Genomic DNA, 15,540 nt, shown 5'->3' with positions numbered 1-15,540 from the left:
GGGGGCACCTCGGAAAAGCATCTATGGGCTGGAATCTAGCGGGCAAATGTTTAATGCGCCAGATAATTCTGGCCGCGCAGTCAGACCAAGCCGCTCTGCAAGGCCAGATCCCAGGGCGGTACCGGGCTGAAACGGGTTTTCAGGTATTCCAGCAACAACCGGCTGCGGGCGTTGGGCTGTTGTTCCAGGCGCAGGGCGTAGATGCCGGTGGTCTCCGGGCTTGGCAGGCCGTCTTCGCAAAACAGCGGCACCAGTTCGCCGCGCACCAGGTATTCGCTGGCCAGCCACGTCGGCAAATGGGCGATGCCCAAGCCGGCCAAGGCGCCGGAGAGCAGGGCTTCGGCATTGTTGGCGCTCATGCGGATGCGCTGCGGGCGATAAGTGGCGCGGCGCCCGTCCAGTTCGAAACGCCAGGCGAACATCGGCGCCAGGCCATCCCAGTCGAGCCCGTCGTGCTCACTCAGCTCTCGTGGATGGCGCGGCGTGCCCCGGCTTTTCAAGTACGCCGGGCTGGCGCAGGCGATGCGCACGATACTGGCCAGCGGCGTGGCGATCAGCCGCGTGTCGACGATATGCCCGGCACGCAGCACCAGGTCAACCTTGCCCAGGTGCGCGCCCTGCATATCCACAAAGCTGTCGATCAGGTGCAGGTGCACATCCAGCCCCGGGTACACATTGAGGAAGTCGGCGATCACCGGCGCCAAGTGCCGGCGCCCAAACGCCGCCGGCGCATCCACCCGAATCAGGCCCTCCGGCGCATGGCTCAGGGAGACCGCTTCGGCCCGCGCCAATTGCAACTCACTGACAATCCGCCGCGCCCGCTCGGCAAACGCCAGGCCCGCCGGGGTCGGCACCACGGCGTGGGTGCTGCGCTGGAACAGGCGGCTGCCTACAGAGTTTTCCAGGCTGTCGATACGCCGCGCCACCGCCGAAGGCGTCAGGGGATGGCGGCGCGCGGCGGCGGAAAAGCTGCCGGTTTCCAGTACATCGAGAAACAGGCTCAGTTGGTCGGTCAAGGTATTCGGGTTCATGAGGGGCGCTTATGCGAGATCGGCACAGCCATTGTGCGTTGCTGTGCGTTTCCGTGCTAGAGCGGACTGCGTAGCATGCAGGCCTTGGGATTGCGGAGTGGCCAGTTGTGTTGGATTTAGCGTTGTACCTGGTATTGGGCGTGGCCTTGGGCACGGTGGGCGGTTTGTTCGGCATCGGTGGCGGGTTGATTGCCATCCCCGTGCTGGGGGTGTTTTTCGGCCTGGATCAGCAGATTGCCCAAGGCACCGCCCTGGTGATGGTGGTGCCGAACGTGATGCTCGCGCTGTGGCGCTACCACCAGCGCAACCGTATTCAACTGCGCCATGCCCTGCCGCTGGGCAGCATGGGGTTCTGCTTTGCGTGGCTGGGCTCGATCTGGGCGGTGGGCCTGGATGCGGGGGCGATGCGTATCGGTTTTATCGCCTTCCTGGTGGCGCTGTCGGCCTACAACCTGTTGCGCATGTTCACACGCAATGCGCCGCCAAGTGCCGAGATGCGTTATTCCTGGCCATGGCTCGGTGTGCTGGGCGCGGCGTCCGGTTCCATGGGCGGGTTGTTTGGCGTCGGTGGCGCGGTGGTTGCGACGCCCGTGCTGACCAGCCTGTTCGGCACCACCCAAGTCGTCGCTCAAGGCCTGTCCCTGGCCCTGGCATTGCCCAGCACCGGCGTGACCCTGGTGACCTATGCCTGGCACCACGAAGTGGATTGGTGGATCGGCGTGCCCTTGGCGGTCGGTGGTTTGCTCAGCATCAGTTGGGGGGTGAAAGTCGCCCATGCCTTGCCGGAGCGAGTGCTGCGCGGGCTGTTCTGCGGGTTCCTGATCGTGTGTGCGGTGATGCTGACCTTTAAAGTCTGAAACCTTCGATGATGTAGTCGGCCAGGCATGCGGTGATGGGTGAGGCCATCAGCGGGTTGCGCAGCAAGTGCAGGTTCATTGACGGCAGCGGCGGGAACCCCTGGTCGCTGCCCAGCACGCGCAAGTCTTCGGTCACCAGGCTTTCCATGCTGACCATCACCGCCAGGCCGGCGTTGACCACCGCCTGGATCGCCGCGACATTGGAGCTGTGGTAGGCCAGGCGATAGTCCCGGCCAATGGCATCCAGTGCCGAGCAGGCCCACTGGGTGTAGAGGCAGTCGGGGCCGGAAATCGCCAGCGGCAGGGCCGCATGTTCGTCCACGCAGAAACACGGCGCCGCCGCCCACACCATGCGTTCGGTGCGCAGCAACTCGCCGACTTCCTTGGTGGGTTCACGGCTGATTACGGTCAAGGCCAGGTCGCGGCGCTGCATTAGCACCGTTGACGACTCGCAGTGCAGCTCGATCTGGATCAGCGGGTAGGCCTTGGAAAACTGCTTGAGAATCCCCGGCAGGAAGCGCATCACGTAGTCATCCGGCGTGCCGATGCGCACCAGCCCGACCATATGCGGCTCGCGCAAGGTGTTGAACACTTCGCTGTGCAGTTTCAGGATGCGCCGCGCATAGCCCAGCAGCACTTGGCCCTCAGGCGTCAGGCGCACCTGGCGGCCATCACGTTCGAACAGCTTGCGCTGCAACACATCTTCCTCCAGCCGTTTCATCTGCATGCTCACCGCCGATTGGGTGCGGTTGACCTGTTCGCCGGCGCGGGTAAAACCGCCTTGGTCGGCGATGGCGACGAAGGTGCGCAGCACTTCGGTGTCGATACTGGGGTAGCCTGACAAATCATCAATCTCTGAGATGTATTGCATAAGAAACATTCGTTGGATTGATCTTAAGCCCAGCCACACACTTGTGCCATCCCCAAGGGAGGGCGAAAAGATGAAAGGTCAAAAAGGTTTTGTAGTGCTGGCGAAGCGGCCATTTAGCGGCGTGCTGAATGCACTGGCCCGCTGGCAGGAGCGCCAGGTGTTGGCGAGTTTGATGTGAGGCTGTGGGAGATATGGCACTAAAGGAAACTGGTGGGAAGAAGAGGGAAGAAAACGGGCAAGCCAGGAAAGACGGGCTCTGAACGAACCAGGGAGGCTTAACTAGTGCCAAAAAGGGCGCTAAGTCGAAAAACAACCAGAACCAACAAAGAGCCCGCATTTAGCGGGCTTTTTGGCACTTGGGCTTTAGATCATCCAGCCGCCAGACCAGACCACACGTCCAACGACCTGCAAGCGCTCCAGGCGATCTGCCGGGACATTGATAGCGGGATAGGCCGTATTGGCGCTGATAACCAACACGCCGCCGTCGAGCTGGCGTTGCAGCCGCTTGGCGTAGAGCAGGTCGTCCAAGCGAATTACATAGAACGCCTCGCCCTGGATCACGTTCCGGGACAGATCGACCATCACAGTGTCCCCATCCTTTAGAGATGGCTCGTTTGAGTCCCCGTCAACGCGCACGGCGGCGAGCTGTGACGCCTGCAAGCCTTTCTTATGGAGGCTGTACTTAGTGAAGGCCAGCATCGTCAGAACGCGTGCACCGTCGCTCCAGGCGCCATGGCCCTGGCTAATACGAGCGTCATACAGCGGCACATAGGCATAAGTGCCAGGGTCGTCGGGTGCTGCCTGCGCGCCCTCCACGGGATACATCTCCCCGCGCCCCGATGCGATCCAGTCGAGAGACACGCCAACAGCCGCCGCCAGAAGGGCCAGCGAGTTAAAGGCGGGCATGCCTTCCCCGGCAATCCACCTGTGAAGTGACGACAGCCCGACTTGAGCGGCTTCCGCAGCCTGTTTTCGGGATTCGAAAAGGCCCGCCACAGTCGCTATTCGGGTTTCTATTCCCGGATTTGGAAAAGAAACCGCGTTTTCGCCGAGCTGTGGATGTTTCTTTTCCGTGTAAGTCACTGATTCCACGTGCTTTTTCTCAATACGATCAATGCAAGTTCCGAAAACGGGAATAAAAACTCCCGCATTCGGTTTACCTAGTCCCGTATACGGGATATATTGTGCTGAACCGGCCGTTAGAAAGCCAAAAAAACCACCCTGACTGATGGTTATGCAATGGAAACCTTCGACATACCGCTTGATTTAGAACGCCGCTGGGAATGGATCAAATTCCAACTCCGTGTTCGCGGAACCAATCTCGCCGAGCTGGCGAGAGACCAGGGGCTCAGCGACAGCGCCGTACGTAACGCGAAGAAGCGTCCGTACCCAAGCGTGGAAAGGGAAATCGCCAAGGCTCTCGGGCTTCAGCCAGTTCAACTTTGGCCGGAGCGCTGGAACGCAGATGGCTCGCCAATTCGCCAGCGTCCTAATCGTGCAGAGTCCAATACGGTATCCCCAAAGCATACCGAAAAAGGTCCGGTTGGTCACAGTAAAACCCAGCGGAAAGAGACCGATGCGTAACTGGTATACATCTCAAGAACTTGCAGGCCTTCCGGGGCTTCCAGGCTCGGTGCCGGGTATTCGTAAGCTCGCTGTGCGCCTTGAGTGGGAATGCCGGAAACGTGCTGCAAGCAAAGCGGTGGAATATCCATTCGCCTGTCTCCCGGCCGAGACTCAAGCCGCACTGATGGCGAAGTCAGTTTCCGAAACGCTGCCAGCGGTAGTCGCTACCCCTGAGCAGGCCGTTGCGGTCAAAAGCGACCAGCCGGAAGTCCGTTCGTCTGCGCGGCTGACTGACGCACAGCGGGAAGTCATGGTGGCCCGGCTCTGCTTTATCCGTGAAATCGAGCGGATGAGTATCGTTGGCCCTCAAAGCCGTGCAATCGAGATCCTGGTTAAACAGGCGCATGACGAAGCCTTGAGCCCGTACCTGATGGAACGGGTTGAGTTGGCGAACCATAAGAAAACCGGTGGTCGGGCACTTTCGGAGCGGACCCTCAAGCGCTGGATTGCCGCCTTTCGAGAAGGCGGCGAAGTTGGACTTGCCCCGCTGCGCAGAAGGCCAGATCTGACCGTTCCCGATTGGGCTAAGGACTTCTTGCGGTGCTACCAGCGTCCGACAAAACCGAGCGTTGTAGCGAGCTATTCAGAGTTTGCCCGCAACTACATCGGTAAGTTGCCAAGCATTCACGCGGTGCAGCGATTCCTGAAAAAGCTGTCGCCAGAAGCATTGCAGGCCGGTCGCATGAGCCCTCAAGAGCTTAAGTCGCTCCAGCCGTTTAGACGCCGGACGACCAAGAATATGTTCCCGGGCGACGTTTACACCGCCGACGGACACAAGTTCGATGCGGAAGTTATCAACCCTATTACCGGTAAACCCTACCGGCCGGAGATCACCACCGTCCTCGATGTGGCTACGCGCCGAATTGTTGGGGTGTCCGTGGGTGAGGCCGAGTCGGCTATCGGGGTACTGGATGCGCTGCGTGATGCTGTTCGTCGCTGCATGTTCGGCATTTTCTACGTCGATAACGGTTCTGGCTTCGATAACGACATGGTGCGAGAGGTAGTGGATCGCCTTGGCGGGACAATGCAGCACTCAATTCCTTACAACAGCCAGGCACGCGGTCTCTCCGAGCGTGGGCACAAGACCGTTTGGGTTCGGGCTGCCAAGAAGCTGACCAGCTATATCGGTGCCGACATGGATAAGCACGCCGGGACGAAAGTTCACCGTCTCGGCCGGAAGCAGCTCAAAGAGCTGGGAACCACTCGGCTGATGCCTACCTTCGGGGAGTTTATGGCCGGAGTAGAGGATGAAATCACCACCTACAACCGGACCCCGCATCGAGGTCTCCAAAAGATCAGAGATCCACTGACCGGCCTTCAAAGATACCCAAGCCCCGATGAGGCCTGGCAATCAGCACTGGACCAAGGCTGGGAGCCGGTGGTGGCTACGCCTGAGCTGGTTGAATCGCTGATGCGGCCACAGGTTATTCGCAAGACCCATCGAGGTGAAGTTCAGTGGATGAACAACACCTATTTCATGGATGACCTGAGGTCCTTGCACGGACAAGAAATACGGTTGGCCTACGACGTTAGAGATGCTGCACGTGTCTGGGCATACACGTTAGACGGGGAAATGGTCGGGGAAGCGCTGCTGGATGGTAACTCCTCGGACTATATGCCGATGAGCCTGCTTGAGAAGAGCCGGGCCAAGCGTGAACAAGGCCAGGTCAAGCGCTCAATGGACAAGCTTGAGACGTTGACCGGGCATCGTGTCGAGATGATCGCGCCGACCACCCGGCCTTCGGCAACGCTAAGCAGCGAGGCGCTAACGCTCGCACAAGAGTACGCCCAAGAGCTAGACGCAGAACGTCCGCAGTTCGCAGTTCCAGGAGATGACGTAGCCCGATATCGGCTTTGGATAAAGCTCGATGAGCGTGTGAAGTCAGGGGAAGAGTTGAACGCTGATGAAGCCAGGTGGTGGGGGTTGTATCCCTCCCACCCGGACTTCACAGCGATGCAAGAAGTGTTTCAACGCGTGGGGTAAGTCCCGCGATCTACAGCAGTAAACGAGCCTGCCAGCTCGTTCTTAAGGAGAGACAACACAATGAGTGTAACCAAAATCGTTCCATTGACCAATGTGGGCTTGCTTGCCGGTGCTATGAAGCGTGCTCAAGTACGTCCAGCCGGACTTCCGGGCTTGGTCACGATGTACGGCCCAAGCGGTTTCGGAAAGAGTGCGGCGGCGGCGTTCGCTGCGAATATGCATCGCGCCTACTACGTGGAGTGCCGGGATACCTGGAGCAAGAAAGCCTTTCTACAGTCGGTCCTTCGTGAAATGTCAGTACACCCGACGCGTACTATGTCGGAAATGGTTGATCAGATAGCCATCCAGCTCACTGCATCGAACCGACCGTTGATTATTGATGATGTTCAATACCTGCTGGATAAAGCAGCAGCGAACGTATTGACGGACATCTACAACGCCAGCCAGGGGACGATTGTTCTGATCGGTGAGGAACGGGTCCCCGCTTCTTTGTCGCGATTGGAACGCCTGCACAACCGCGTGTTGGAGTGGGTCCCGGCTCAAGCCGCGACACTTGAAGACTTGAAACAACTCGCCACTGCCAGCTATCCGAAATTGCATATCGCTGACGATTTACTTGAAGACCTCAATCGGGCGACTAGCGGTTGCCTGCGTCGTGCGGCTGTGAATCTTTACAGGGTTCAGTCCGAGGCCGCAGCACTGATGCTAGAACGGATCGACCTTTCCGCTTGGGGGAAGCGTGGCTGGGACAATGGCGAAGCTCCTGCTCGGAGGACCCGCTAATGGGCAAGGCTACTCAGCTTCGCTTGGTCGGCGGCAAAGAGCCGCGTCAGTACATGTGGGAGGCGGTTCGCGATAAACGTACGGGCTTCAGCTCTCGGGAAATCGTGCGGCTGTCCGGTCAATCCGACGGCAGTGTCAAAAACTACATTCGTGCCCTCAATAAAGCCGCACTCATTGAACTGGTTGATGGGGCTGGGGAGTTTGCCGACCACCGATGGCGCCTGGTACGTGACGAAGGGGCTGAACACCCGAGGGTGACGCTTTCAGGTGACCGTTCAACCCAGGGTGTGGGAGCGGAAAGCCTCTGGCGTAGCCTGCGCATCATGGGGGAAATGACCGCCGCACAGGCTGCGGAAATGGCAAGCATCGGAGACGTACGGGTTTCTCAGGCATACGCACTTAATTACTTCGGCTCGTTGGTCAAAGCCGGGTATCTCGTTGCTAGCGAATACGACTACCAGGGGCCTCAGACTTTCAAGTTGATGCCGGGGATGTCCACTGGGCCACGGCATCCCGTTATTCAGAAGTCCGTATCGCTCCAGGTATTCGATCCGAACTTAAACAAGGTGGTTTTCTCCAACGTGGAGTCCGGTGGTGTATCGGGAGAGTCATCTCCCTCGAACGATATGCAAGAACAGAACACCAGGTTGAAAAAGTTGCTCACTGAGTTTGTAGCGGCGGGCGTTGGTGGACCTGGGGTCAGCCTTCTTCAACGCGCCCAATTGGAGTTGGCTTGATGAACCAGGTGGATATTTCAAAGTGGGGCAGCCAACCGCCGTTGTTCGTCCGCCTGCTGGCTGCGGAAGTTGGAGAAACCAATCGTACTCGGGCAGCTGAGCGCGTTGGAATTAGTCGAACAGCCGTCAGCCTTGTCCTGAACAACAAATACTCCAGCCCTAGCACTAAGGGCGTGGAACGCCGTGTGTTGGATGCCCTCGGTCGCATTGAGTGCATTGCGATTGGTGAAGTTCTGACAATCGAGCGGTGCCAAAGCTATCGAGAAAAGGCCGCTCCTACACAGAACCCGCAATCAATGCAGCATTGGCGCGCCTGCCAACACTGCCCCAACAACCCCAACTGCGCAGGTGCCGGAAATGCAACTGTCCACTGAGATTGTTCAACCACAAGTGCCCGTTGTTCAGATCTACATCTCTGGCCGGAGTCTTATTCGGCTCTACCAGGGCGAGAAATGCGTCGGGTTTTCTGAAACTTACAAGTTCGCTCGTATTCGTGCGGAAGAACTTGAGAAGACTGATCAAAAGCGGGAGCTGCATTGATGCGTACTCGATGCCCTAACTGCGGAACCACGGTCAGCCTCGACGCGTTGATTGCCCATGACGGCGCCCGCGATGCACTCGGGGTTGCCTTCAAGCTTTCCGGCCCATTGGGTAACGCCTTGATTCGCTATGTAGGTCTGTTCCGGCCGGAGACGCGGGAACTGACCATGGATCGGGTCGGCAAGCTTCTTACCGAAGTGCTGCCGGACATCCAGGCACAGCGCATTGAGCGCAATGGCGTTGCGTTCAACGCTCCGGCCGCTTGCTGGGTCTGGGCCATCGAGCAAACGCTCGGGGCTCGTGACTCGGGCCGATTGGCTACGCCGCTTAAGGGGCACGGCTGGTTGTACCAGGTGATGAGCCAGTGGCAAGGCGAAAGCACTTCAAGCGCGCTGTTGCCTGTAACGAATGAGGCCAAGCCCGCCGCCATGATCCGTCCTAGCCAGACCACCTATGCGCTGCAAGCGTTGCAGGGGCGGTTGAATGGTTGACGACTGGCTACAGCGTGAGGTTATCGCTGGGCTGATGGGGTTGGTTGCTTTGCGCCTGGATGGTGCGCCCGCTGCTGACGCTGTTACTCACACCCTGGACGTTTGGATGGTGGCCTTAAGAAAGGCCCAGCGATGGGACGAGAAAACAGACTCGGTGCGGATTCGGTCTGCGTTTGAAGCTTTGTTTGCAAGCTGTGAACGATGGCCCGCACCGGCAACATTGATTAGAGCAATACCGGGTAGGCCAAGCCTACAGGCACCACCTAAACCGGCTCTCACAGACCTACAACGTGCAAACGGCCGTATGCGGATCAGCGAGATCATCGACGCCCTTAAGCACCGCAATACCAAACCAGACACGAATATGGAGCAGTAAAGAAAATGATCATTCCAGAAGGATTTCTCCAAGACGCTAAGGGCCATTTGGTCCCGGTTGTCCTGATCAAACCCATTGACCTGGCTCGCGATGAGCTGGTCTCGGAGTTAGTTAAAAAAGCCAAGAACGTTTCCGCGCTGCTGGGCGAGTTCAAAGCTTCTGCGTTCGGCGATATCAAGGCATTCGTGGAGATGTCGGCCGAGCAATACGGTGCGGCCATCGGTGGAAAAAAGGGGAATGTCACGCTGCTGACGTTCGACGGGCGCTTCAAAATCATCCACGCCGTACAGGACTCAATCAAGTTCGATGAACGCCTCCAGGCTGCCCGAGCGTTGATTGATGAGTGCGCGGCGGAATGGACACAAGGCGCACGCAGTGAAGTACGCGTTTTGGTCAACGAGGCGTTCCGTACAGATAAGTCGGGCGAGATCAGCACCGGCCGCGTGCTTGGGCTTCGCCGGCTGGAAATTAAGGACGGGCGATGGCAACGAGCGATGCAGGCCATCGGTGAGGCGGTCCAGGTGGTTGGATCTAAAAGCTACCTGCGGGTGTATGAGCGGATTGGGGACTCGGATCAGTACGCGCCGATCCCTCTGGACATCGCAGGCATCTTCGTCGCGGAACCTACGCCGAAGACACTGCATTGACCTGAGGCCGAGCCTCAAACACCTCCAGCCGCCCAACACTTATTACGAGAACCACCCAAATGACCAAGATCAAAATCACTATCGAAGACAGCACCGATGGCGTGTCTATCTCCGTAGACAGCTCGAACCAAGTACACAGCAGCAACGCCGCTCTGGTAGCTAATGCGATGGTCCGTGGTGGCCGACTCATTGCCCGTATTCCCTTTGAAGGGGCAGGCATGCACGCGGGCTGCAACTGCGAAATCTGCCAGGCAATGCTCGAAAAACTCACGATGAAACCGACTATCCACTAAGCGAAACCGCTCCGGGAAACTGGAGCGGTCTGCTCGGCGCGGTGGCCGGGTACTGATGAGCAGCCGAGGTAAAAATGCTTCAAGAGGATTGGGATGCGCTCAAGGCGCAGATGGATACGCCCTATGGGGTGATGAAACTGCAATGCGATCAGTTTGAGGTCGCCCTGGTACAGCAAGTTTCGACTAAAAATAAGAGCTGGCAAACCACGGTATACGTGGATGGCTATTTCAAAGGCGAGTGGATGTCGTCAGAAAAGGGGGAGCCCAAACATGAAGAGGCTCGCCGCTTTCTGCGCAGGGTCAGCAACTCGGTGTACACCAAAAAAGAGATTGAATCCCTTCGAAAGATTTGGGGGAAGCGTGAGGCCACGAAAGCTGCGGAGAGGAAGCACATCTACTTCGATCCGTCCTGGAAGAGCTTCAACTCCCTGAAAAAGCACCTGATCGCCAACAACCCATCTATCCAAAGGCTTCACTGAGCGAAACCGCTCCAGGCGACTGGACGGTCTATCCGGTGTGGCGGCCGGGTACTGATGAGCTGCCGAGGAAGTGAAGGAGAAAGGAGAAAATGAATCGACGTAATTTACAGCTATCTAAGATCCACATCGCCAAGAAAGACTTGGGCCTTGATGACGATACCTACCGTGCTTTGCTCCAGCGTGTTGCGGGTGTCACGTCCGCAAAGGACATAACGCCAATGAAGGCAGTGGCGCTGCTGGCCGAGTTTGAGCGGTTGGGGTGGGAGCCTAAGACGAAGCCGAAAGCCAAAGGTCGTACGGTGCCAAATGTCGCGCCTGGTCGGGAAAAACTGGTCGGTAAGATTCACGCGTTCTTGGCTGAGGCAGAGCGCCCTTGGGAATACGCCGACGGTATGGCATTACGGATGTTCAAGGTTGAGCGTGTCGACTGGTTGGATGCCAAGCAGCTGGGGAGCCTTGTCTCGGCGTTGGCGTACGATGCGAAGCGGAACGGGAGGCCGACTCAATGAGCAATGATCAGCTGTTTGAGGATGACACCGACAAGCTGGACCCGCTCAAGGTGCTGGCCCATATGGAAAATCCCACGGTCATGCGTCGTTGGGAGGGAACGATCAAGGAAATGGTGGAGATTGCCGAAGCTGAATTGAAGGTCAGGCTTCAGGACACCCCGGACGTAGTGCCTGAAATTGCTCGTTCGGTGGTTTTTGCGATATGCGACACGATGGGGGGGGCGGTGGTTTACCTCCCCCGAGGTGACGCACTCAAGAAGGCCATGCGTGACGCCGCAATCTTCCAGGACTGGCACGGTCGTAACATCCAGGCGCCCGAGCTGGTGCGTAAGTACAAGCTTGCATCACCAACCATTTATGAGATTATCGCCCGCCAAAGGGCCTTGCACCGTCGCAACGAGCCTGACTTATTTGGCTACGACGACAGGACAGTCCATTAAATGATGGTTTTGAGAGCGGTATTAGTGGTTTCTGCCTTGTACGCGTCAACGGCTTACTCGGATACAACCCCTAGTGCTGCTCTCAAGGATGATCTGAGCCAGGCCAAGCTCACGCGCTCCATAGCTAAGGAGCTTTGGACGAAAAACCAAGACGCCTGTGTGACCCGTGATACGTCTGCCCTTGCCGATGTAATGCGCTCTGCGAACACCAGGCTACGTGACAGGACTGGTTATTCAGCGTTTCCGGCGTGCCTGCAAATGTTAACGGACATCACCTATATCAACGGTGGTTGCTACACCGGGAAGCTTTCACAGGATGAACTGAACCACTCTCGCAATAATTGGGAAAAAGACAGCGCCGAGTGCGATGCACAGATTGCCAACCCCTCTGCTGACTCCCTTAAAGAACAATCGGACGCGGAGTGGGAGGCCGAGCAGCGTAAAGGCGGCGCCTCAGACAGCGACATCCAAATGATGAAGACCCTCAGGCGCTTGTAACTCGCCACCGAACTCTTAAAGCCTCGCCCAGTGCGGGGCTTTTTCTTGTGTGCTTAAGAAACACAGCAGCACACCCGCGCAGGCGAATCTAGATCGGACATCCACTCCGGCAGGGTTCGCCCATGGCTTCCGCACCTCGATCATCCAGGCAATACGCCCAGCTCGTCATTGACGCGCCTTTCGATGATGAGGTGCGGGCGCTTTTGGACAAATGCCCGCCGGAGTGGCGTGCAAGCGTTGAGTTGCTTGTCGCAAGCCATGAGCGCCGTGTCGCCGAGTTCGTGCGACAGAAGGAAAGGCTGCGCCCAAGGCACCTCACCACAACGCCAGTATTTGGCACCTACCAAGACCCAGCGCCAGTCCGGGGCAATCCCGTTATTGCTGCGCGCTCGATGGCGGATATCCGCTCCGTACTCAAACCAATGAAGGACGCTCGTTGATGAATCTTCCTCGTCAGCGCACCCGTGCGCCGCGTATGACCGACTGGACCTTGATCACCATTGCCATCATGGCGTGCCTGGCAATCGTCGCTCCCACCAAACTTCCCGTTGTTCTCTACAAATGCGGCCTGGTCACGCTGGGCGGTGTACTCGGTTACTGGATCGACCGAGCGCTGTTCCCCTATGCCCGACCGAATAAGGTTCGTCGCTATGACCAGTCCATGGCAGGTATCCGACGCGCTCTGGTCGTGCTGGCCTGCATCCTCGGCCTGACATTGGGGCTCTGACAATGCGCTCACGTGTTCTTCTATATATAGGGGCTACGGCACTGGGGCTGGCAACGATTGCTGCCTTTAGCCCGCGTGCCAATGCAGAGATCCCCGGTCAGGCCGAACGCTACCGCCGAGACCTGACCCGTATCGCCCAGGCGGAATGGGGTCTTGATGCCCCGGTGGCAACCTTCGCCGCGCAGATCCACCAGGAAAGCCGCTGGCGGTTCGATGCCAAATCGCCGGTTGGTGCGCAAGGCTTGGGCCAGGTGATGCCCTCGACCGCCACCTGGTTGGCTCAACTTTTCCCTAAGGCCCTCGGCAAGGTCGAACCCTATAACCCTGTCTGGTCCATGCAAGCCTTGGTCAGCTATGACCGCTGGCTGGCGAGCCGCATCCAGGCCCGCAACGGCTGTGAGCAAGGGGCGCTGATTCTTTCCTCCTATAACGGCGGGCTGGGTTGGGTGATTCGCGACCGCAAGTTGGCATCGGCAAAGGGCGCCGATCCGCTGACCTGGTTCGGATCAGTCGAGCGGTTTAACGCTGGCCGCTCGGCCGCAGCCTTTAAGGAAAACCGCCAATACCCACAACTCATTCTCCGTCGTTGGGAGGCTTTGTATGTGGCCGCAGGCTGGGGCCAGGGGGTGTGCCAATGAAAGGCTTGCTCGATCTGGTCAGCCCGGCCGCTTGGTATCTCGCTGTGATTGCTGCGGTCGCTATCGGCCTGCACTTCAACCACCAGGATGGATATGACGAGGGCTTGGCGCGTGGCCGTGCCGAGGGCAAGGCCGCTGTTGCAGAGCAGGCAGAAAAGCACGCCGAGGAGAAACAGGGCATGGCTGAAGCCGCCGTTGATGCGGCGAAAAAAGCAGTTGCCGAACTCCAGAGTGAGCAAGCCAGGGGGCGGTCGCTCGCGGCCGAGCTTGCTGAAACCAAAGCCATCCATCGCCGCAACACCGAAAAACTCCAGGGGGAGATAGCCCGTGTCACGACTCTTTACCGCCGCACTCTCAAAGATGAGCCCGAAGCGCTTCCTGTTGGCGTGTTCACTACTGGCTTTGTCCGCGTGTGGAACGAAGCCCTCAATCCCAGCGCCACCCTTGTGCCTGCCTCCAGCCAGTCCCCCAGCCGAGCTGCTGATCCTCTCGGACCAACCGGAGCCGCTGACCAACTCGACTCGGGAGTAACGCAGGCGGACATCCTTAAAAATCACGTGCGCAACAGTGAGAGATACGCCTCCTGTCGTGCCCAGCTTAGAAGCCTTATCGAGTGGTACACCCATGGACGTAACTGATCGCGCATCCGATGTAGAGGAAGCGACCCGAGAGGCTGCAATTGCGGCGCAATTGGCACTGGCGCGTCAGCCGGTCCGTGCCTCTGCTACCAACTGTGAAGATTGCGGCACTGAGATTCCCGAAGGCCGACGCACCGCGCAACCTGGTGTTCTCCTTTGTGTGGGCTGCAAGTGCATTCAAGAGCGGATGAACCGCCGATGACCACTATAGAAATGCCTGTATGGCAGTTGATCGGGACCGCTGTGACTCTGCTCGCGATGTTTGCGGGCATGGTCAAGGTTCTGCTGGGGCAAATGGAAAGCCGTCTGGATGATCGCTTTGCGGCGGTAGCCAAAGACTCCGAACGATTGCGCCAAGTTGAGCTTGGGATTGAGCGTCTGCGGGGGGATATGCCACTGCACTACGTCCGGCGTGAGGACTATGTCCGCAACCAAACAGTAATTGAGGCCAAGCTCGATGCATTGGCCTATCGACTCGAAAATGTTCGGCTTAAAGGAGCGCGTGAATGATCACTGACCCAGCCAAGGTACGGCGCGAATCTCTGCGCTGGTACATTCTTCTGACCCTCAACACTTCCCGGCCGGTGGACCCTCATGAGGCCGTCGTTCTTTCCACTATCCAGGGCATCTACCCCGACGGCACTCAGTTGGAGCTGCGCCGCGAACTGGATTACCTGGCCGACCGTTCCCTGGTAACGCTGAACAAGTCGCCGTCTGGCACCTGGATCTGTGGCTTGACCCACTACGGCGTAGACATCGCCGAGTACACCATTGAATGCCGACCAGGTATTGCTCGCCCTGAAAAGTATTGGTCGTGACTCATGCCGCCCCGTAGCAAGGTGGCCGCGCTTCCGGCCAAGGTAAAGGAGTGGCTTGATAACTCCCTCATGGAGTCGAACTTTTCCGGCTATGAGGCGCTGGCTGCGGAGTTGGAACGCCGTGGTTTCTCTATTGGGAAAAGCGCCCTGCATCGTTACGGCTCCGAATTTGAGGACAAACTTGCATCGCTCAAGATGGCTTCCGAGCAGGCAAGGGCTGTTGTTCTGGCGGCGCCGGACGATGAAGGTTCAGTCAACGAGGCGTTGATGCGACTTGTCCAGGAGCGACTGTTCACTTTGCTGATGAGTGACGGCGGCAAGATGGACTTAACGAAGGTCGCCAAAGCAGTTGCCGAACTGGGCAAAGCTTCTGTCGTCCAGAAGAAATGGCAGGCGGAGTACCGCGAGAAGGCCGAGGCGGCAGCGTCTCGCGTTGAGAAAATCGCCAAGAAAGGTGGGTTGAACCAGGCGACGGTTGATGAGATCCGCCGCGAGATCCTGGGGATGGCATCGTGAGCCTACCCCTAGTCCTGGACAGTACTCATGCCTTAAGCGCT

25 protein-coding genes and 2 other RNA genes are annotated in these 15,540 nt (G+C 58.3%); 24 read left to right on the top strand and 3 right to left on the bottom strand.

Annotated elements, in window-relative coordinates; all coding sequences use genetic code 11:
• Positions 1 to 80: 80 nt before the first annotated feature.
• Positions 81 to 1,031 (bottom strand): LysR family transcriptional regulator, encoded by a 951-nt coding sequence (locus NUV89_RS03005; protein ID WP_257780241.1) that lies wholly within the window; start codon positions 1,029 to 1,031, stop codon positions 81 to 83.
• 107 nt (positions 1,032 to 1,138) lie between these two features.
• Here NUV89_RS03005 and NUV89_RS03000 point away from each other — a divergent pair, with 107 nt between their 5' ends.
• The gene (locus tag NUV89_RS03000; RefSeq protein ID WP_257780240.1) at positions 1,139 to 1,888 is read left to right on the top strand and encodes a sulfite exporter TauE/SafE family protein; all 750 of its coding nucleotides are present in this window, start codon (positions 1,139 to 1,141) and stop codon (positions 1,886 to 1,888) included.
• Here NUV89_RS03000 and NUV89_RS02995 read toward each other — a convergent pair.
• Positions 1,878 to 2,759 (bottom strand): LysR family transcriptional regulator, encoded by an 882-nt coding sequence (locus NUV89_RS02995; RefSeq protein ID WP_257780239.1) that lies wholly within the window; start codon positions 2,757 to 2,759, stop codon positions 1,878 to 1,880. The two genes, NUV89_RS03000 and NUV89_RS02995, sit on opposite strands and share 11 nt — an antisense overlap.
• A gap of 363 nt (positions 2,760 to 3,122) precedes the next feature.
• Positions 3,123 to 3,842 (bottom strand): helix-turn-helix transcriptional regulator, encoded by a 720-nt coding sequence (locus NUV89_RS02990; protein WP_257780238.1) that lies wholly within the window; start codon positions 3,840 to 3,842, stop codon positions 3,123 to 3,125.
• A 156-nt stretch (positions 3,843 to 3,998) separates the two neighbouring features.
• Here NUV89_RS02990 and NUV89_RS02985 point away from each other — a divergent pair, with 156 nt between their 5' ends.
• The 23 genes from NUV89_RS02985 to NUV89_RS02875 all read left to right on the top strand — a co-directional run bounded on the left by NUV89_RS02985 (position 3,999) and on the right by NUV89_RS02875 (position 15,499).
• Positions 3,999 to 4,343 (top strand): helix-turn-helix domain-containing protein, encoded by a 345-nt coding sequence (locus NUV89_RS02985; protein ID WP_257780237.1) that lies wholly within the window; start codon positions 3,999 to 4,001, stop codon positions 4,341 to 4,343.
• Positions 4,336 to 6,369 (top strand): Mu transposase C-terminal domain-containing protein, encoded by a 2,034-nt coding sequence (locus NUV89_RS02980; protein ID WP_257780236.1) that lies wholly within the window; start codon positions 4,336 to 4,338, stop codon positions 6,367 to 6,369. Before NUV89_RS02985 ends, NUV89_RS02980 begins: the two co-directional genes overlap by 8 nt.
• Positions 6,370 to 6,429: 60 nt before the next feature.
• Positions 6,430 to 7,152, top strand: a complete 723-nt coding sequence (locus tag NUV89_RS02975; protein ID WP_257780235.1) for an AAA family ATPase — start codon at positions 6,430 to 6,432, stop codon at positions 7,150 to 7,152.
• The gene (locus NUV89_RS02970) at positions 7,152 to 7,889 is read left to right on the top strand and encodes a hypothetical protein (RefSeq protein WP_257780234.1); all 738 of its coding nucleotides are present in this window, start codon (positions 7,152 to 7,154) and stop codon (positions 7,887 to 7,889) included. The genes NUV89_RS02975 and NUV89_RS02970 overlap by 1 nt, the downstream gene beginning before the upstream one ends.
• Positions 7,889 to 8,263: a hypothetical protein gene (locus tag NUV89_RS02965; RefSeq protein WP_257780233.1), complete on the top strand. Its 375-nt coding sequence runs from the start codon at positions 7,889 to 7,891 to the stop codon at positions 8,261 to 8,263. Before NUV89_RS02970 ends, NUV89_RS02965 begins: the two co-directional genes overlap by 1 nt.
• Positions 8,247 to 8,429, top strand: coding sequence for a hypothetical protein (locus NUV89_RS02960; protein WP_257780232.1), 183 nt, complete (start codon positions 8,247 to 8,249; stop codon positions 8,427 to 8,429). Before NUV89_RS02965 ends, NUV89_RS02960 begins: the two co-directional genes overlap by 17 nt.
• The gene (locus NUV89_RS02955) at positions 8,429 to 8,920 is read left to right on the top strand and encodes a hypothetical protein (protein WP_257780231.1); all 492 of its coding nucleotides are present in this window, start codon (positions 8,429 to 8,431) and stop codon (positions 8,918 to 8,920) included. Before NUV89_RS02960 ends, NUV89_RS02955 begins: the two co-directional genes overlap by 1 nt.
• Positions 8,913 to 9,296, top strand: a complete 384-nt coding sequence (locus NUV89_RS02950; protein ID WP_257780230.1) for a hypothetical protein — start codon at positions 8,913 to 8,915, stop codon at positions 9,294 to 9,296. The genes NUV89_RS02955 and NUV89_RS02950 overlap by 8 nt, the downstream gene beginning before the upstream one ends.
• A 5-nt stretch (positions 9,297 to 9,301) precedes the next feature.
• Positions 9,302 to 9,943: a DUF3164 family protein gene (locus NUV89_RS02945; RefSeq protein ID WP_257780229.1), complete on the top strand. Its 642-nt coding sequence runs from the start codon at positions 9,302 to 9,304 to the stop codon at positions 9,941 to 9,943.
• 59 nt (positions 9,944 to 10,002) lie between these two features.
• A complete protein-coding gene (locus NUV89_RS02940; RefSeq protein ID WP_257780228.1) occupies positions 10,003 to 10,236 on the top strand; it encodes a hypothetical protein in 234 nt (77 codons plus the stop codon).
• An RNA gene (locus NUV89_RS02935) (hammerhead ribozyme type II) lies at positions 10,235 to 10,305 on the top strand. The genes NUV89_RS02940 and NUV89_RS02935 overlap by 2 nt, the downstream gene beginning before the upstream one ends.
• 5 nt (positions 10,306 to 10,310) lie before the next feature.
• Complete coding sequence (locus tag NUV89_RS02930; RefSeq protein ID WP_257780227.1) at positions 10,311 to 10,715, top strand: hypothetical protein; 405 nt, start codon at positions 10,311 to 10,313, stop codon at positions 10,713 to 10,715.
• An RNA gene (locus NUV89_RS02925) (hammerhead ribozyme type II) lies at positions 10,714 to 10,783 on the top strand. Before NUV89_RS02930 ends, NUV89_RS02925 begins: the two co-directional genes overlap by 2 nt.
• A gap of 21 nt (positions 10,784 to 10,804) precedes the next feature.
• Positions 10,805 to 11,224, top strand: a complete 420-nt coding sequence (locus NUV89_RS02920; protein WP_257780226.1) for a gp16 family protein — start codon at positions 10,805 to 10,807, stop codon at positions 11,222 to 11,224.
• Positions 11,221 to 11,664 carry a Mor transcription activator family protein gene (locus NUV89_RS02915; protein WP_257780225.1) on the top strand — a complete coding sequence of 148 codons (444 nt, stop codon included), beginning with the start codon at positions 11,221 to 11,223 and terminating at the stop codon, positions 11,662 to 11,664. The genes NUV89_RS02920 and NUV89_RS02915 overlap by 4 nt, the downstream gene beginning before the upstream one ends.
• Positions 11,665 to 12,162, top strand: a complete 498-nt coding sequence (locus NUV89_RS02910; protein ID WP_257780224.1) for a hypothetical protein — start codon at positions 11,665 to 11,667, stop codon at positions 12,160 to 12,162. It begins immediately after the preceding gene.
• A gap of 439 nt (positions 12,163 to 12,601) precedes the next feature.
• The gene (locus NUV89_RS02905; RefSeq protein WP_257780223.1) at positions 12,602 to 12,889 is read left to right on the top strand and encodes a putative holin; all 288 of its coding nucleotides are present in this window, start codon (positions 12,602 to 12,604) and stop codon (positions 12,887 to 12,889) included.
• Between the two features lie 2 nt (positions 12,890 to 12,891).
• Positions 12,892 to 13,527, top strand: a complete 636-nt coding sequence (locus tag NUV89_RS02900) for a transglycosylase SLT domain-containing protein (protein ID WP_257780222.1) — start codon at positions 12,892 to 12,894, stop codon at positions 13,525 to 13,527.
• On the top strand, positions 13,524 to 14,165 hold the full coding sequence (locus NUV89_RS02895; protein WP_257780221.1) for a DNA-packaging protein: 642 nt from the start codon (positions 13,524 to 13,526) through the stop codon (positions 14,163 to 14,165). The genes NUV89_RS02900 and NUV89_RS02895 overlap by 4 nt, the downstream gene beginning before the upstream one ends.
• Positions 14,152 to 14,367 carry a TraR/DksA C4-type zinc finger protein gene (locus NUV89_RS02890; protein WP_257780220.1) on the top strand — a complete coding sequence of 72 codons (216 nt, stop codon included), beginning with the start codon at positions 14,152 to 14,154 and terminating at the stop codon, positions 14,365 to 14,367. The genes NUV89_RS02895 and NUV89_RS02890 overlap by 14 nt, the downstream gene beginning before the upstream one ends.
• A complete protein-coding gene (locus NUV89_RS02885; RefSeq protein WP_257780219.1) occupies positions 14,364 to 14,675 on the top strand; it encodes a hypothetical protein in 312 nt (103 codons plus the stop codon). Before NUV89_RS02890 ends, NUV89_RS02885 begins: the two co-directional genes overlap by 4 nt.
• Complete coding sequence (locus tag NUV89_RS02880; RefSeq protein ID WP_034112615.1) at positions 14,672 to 14,983, top strand: hypothetical protein; 312 nt, start codon at positions 14,672 to 14,674, stop codon at positions 14,981 to 14,983. Before NUV89_RS02885 ends, NUV89_RS02880 begins: the two co-directional genes overlap by 4 nt.
• Before the next feature lie 3 nt (positions 14,984 to 14,986).
• A complete protein-coding gene (locus NUV89_RS02875; RefSeq protein ID WP_034112617.1) occupies positions 14,987 to 15,499 on the top strand; it encodes a DUF3486 family protein in 513 nt (170 codons plus the stop codon).
• The last annotated feature ends 41 nt before the right edge of the window (positions 15,500 to 15,540 follow it).

The organism is Pseudomonas sp. 18.1.10 (genome assembly GCF_024655625.1).
Classification (GTDB): domain Bacteria; phylum Pseudomonadota; class Gammaproteobacteria; order Pseudomonadales; family Pseudomonadaceae; genus Aquipseudomonas.
The sequence above is the reverse complement of the archived record's forward strand: the minus strand, read 5'-3'. Positions and strand labels throughout refer to the sequence as shown.

Excerpts from the sequence above, each read along its gene's own strand:
- NUV89_RS03005 (WP_257780241.1), bottom strand. The coding sequence starts at position 1,031 with ATGAACCCGAATACCTTGACCGACCAACTGAGCCTGTTTCTCGATGTA.
- NUV89_RS02995 (WP_257780239.1), bottom strand. The coding sequence starts at position 2,759 with ATGCAATACATCTCAGAGATTGATGATTTGTCAGGCTACCCCAGTATC.
- NUV89_RS02985 (WP_257780237.1), top strand. The coding sequence starts at position 3,999 with ATGGAAACCTTCGACATACCGCTTGATTTAGAACGCCGCTGGGAATGG.
- NUV89_RS02980 (WP_257780236.1), top strand. The coding sequence starts at position 4,336 with ATGCGTAACTGGTATACATCTCAAGAACTTGCAGGCCTTCCGGGGCTT.
- NUV89_RS02975 (WP_257780235.1), top strand. The coding sequence starts at position 6,430 with ATGAGTGTAACCAAAATCGTTCCATTGACCAATGTGGGCTTGCTTGCC.
- NUV89_RS02970 (WP_257780234.1), top strand. The coding sequence starts at position 7,152 with ATGGGCAAGGCTACTCAGCTTCGCTTGGTCGGCGGCAAAGAGCCGCGT.
- NUV89_RS02965 (WP_257780233.1), top strand. The coding sequence starts at position 7,889 with ATGAACCAGGTGGATATTTCAAAGTGGGGCAGCCAACCGCCGTTGTTC.
- NUV89_RS02960 (WP_257780232.1), top strand. The coding sequence starts at position 8,247 with ATGCAACTGTCCACTGAGATTGTTCAACCACAAGTGCCCGTTGTTCAG.
- NUV89_RS02955 (WP_257780231.1), top strand. The coding sequence starts at position 8,429 with ATGCGTACTCGATGCCCTAACTGCGGAACCACGGTCAGCCTCGACGCG.
- NUV89_RS02950 (WP_257780230.1), top strand. The coding sequence starts at position 8,913 with ATGGTTGACGACTGGCTACAGCGTGAGGTTATCGCTGGGCTGATGGGG.
- NUV89_RS02945 (WP_257780229.1), top strand. The coding sequence starts at position 9,302 with ATGATCATTCCAGAAGGATTTCTCCAAGACGCTAAGGGCCATTTGGTC.
- NUV89_RS02940 (WP_257780228.1), top strand. The coding sequence starts at position 10,003 with ATGACCAAGATCAAAATCACTATCGAAGACAGCACCGATGGCGTGTCT.
- NUV89_RS02930 (WP_257780227.1), top strand. The coding sequence starts at position 10,311 with ATGCTTCAAGAGGATTGGGATGCGCTCAAGGCGCAGATGGATACGCCC.
- NUV89_RS02920 (WP_257780226.1), top strand. The coding sequence starts at position 10,805 with ATGAATCGACGTAATTTACAGCTATCTAAGATCCACATCGCCAAGAAA.
- NUV89_RS02915 (WP_257780225.1), top strand. The coding sequence starts at position 11,221 with ATGAGCAATGATCAGCTGTTTGAGGATGACACCGACAAGCTGGACCCG.
- NUV89_RS02910 (WP_257780224.1), top strand. The coding sequence starts at position 11,665 with ATGATGGTTTTGAGAGCGGTATTAGTGGTTTCTGCCTTGTACGCGTCA.
- NUV89_RS02905 (WP_257780223.1), top strand. The coding sequence starts at position 12,602 with ATGAATCTTCCTCGTCAGCGCACCCGTGCGCCGCGTATGACCGACTGG.
- NUV89_RS02900 (WP_257780222.1), top strand. The coding sequence starts at position 12,892 with ATGCGCTCACGTGTTCTTCTATATATAGGGGCTACGGCACTGGGGCTG.
- NUV89_RS02895 (WP_257780221.1), top strand. The coding sequence starts at position 13,524 with ATGAAAGGCTTGCTCGATCTGGTCAGCCCGGCCGCTTGGTATCTCGCT.
- NUV89_RS02890 (WP_257780220.1), top strand. The coding sequence starts at position 14,152 with ATGGACGTAACTGATCGCGCATCCGATGTAGAGGAAGCGACCCGAGAG.
- NUV89_RS02885 (WP_257780219.1), top strand. The coding sequence starts at position 14,364 with ATGACCACTATAGAAATGCCTGTATGGCAGTTGATCGGGACCGCTGTG.
- NUV89_RS02880 (WP_034112615.1), top strand. The coding sequence starts at position 14,672 with ATGATCACTGACCCAGCCAAGGTACGGCGCGAATCTCTGCGCTGGTAC.
- NUV89_RS02875 (WP_034112617.1), top strand. The coding sequence starts at position 14,987 with ATGCCGCCCCGTAGCAAGGTGGCCGCGCTTCCGGCCAAGGTAAAGGAG.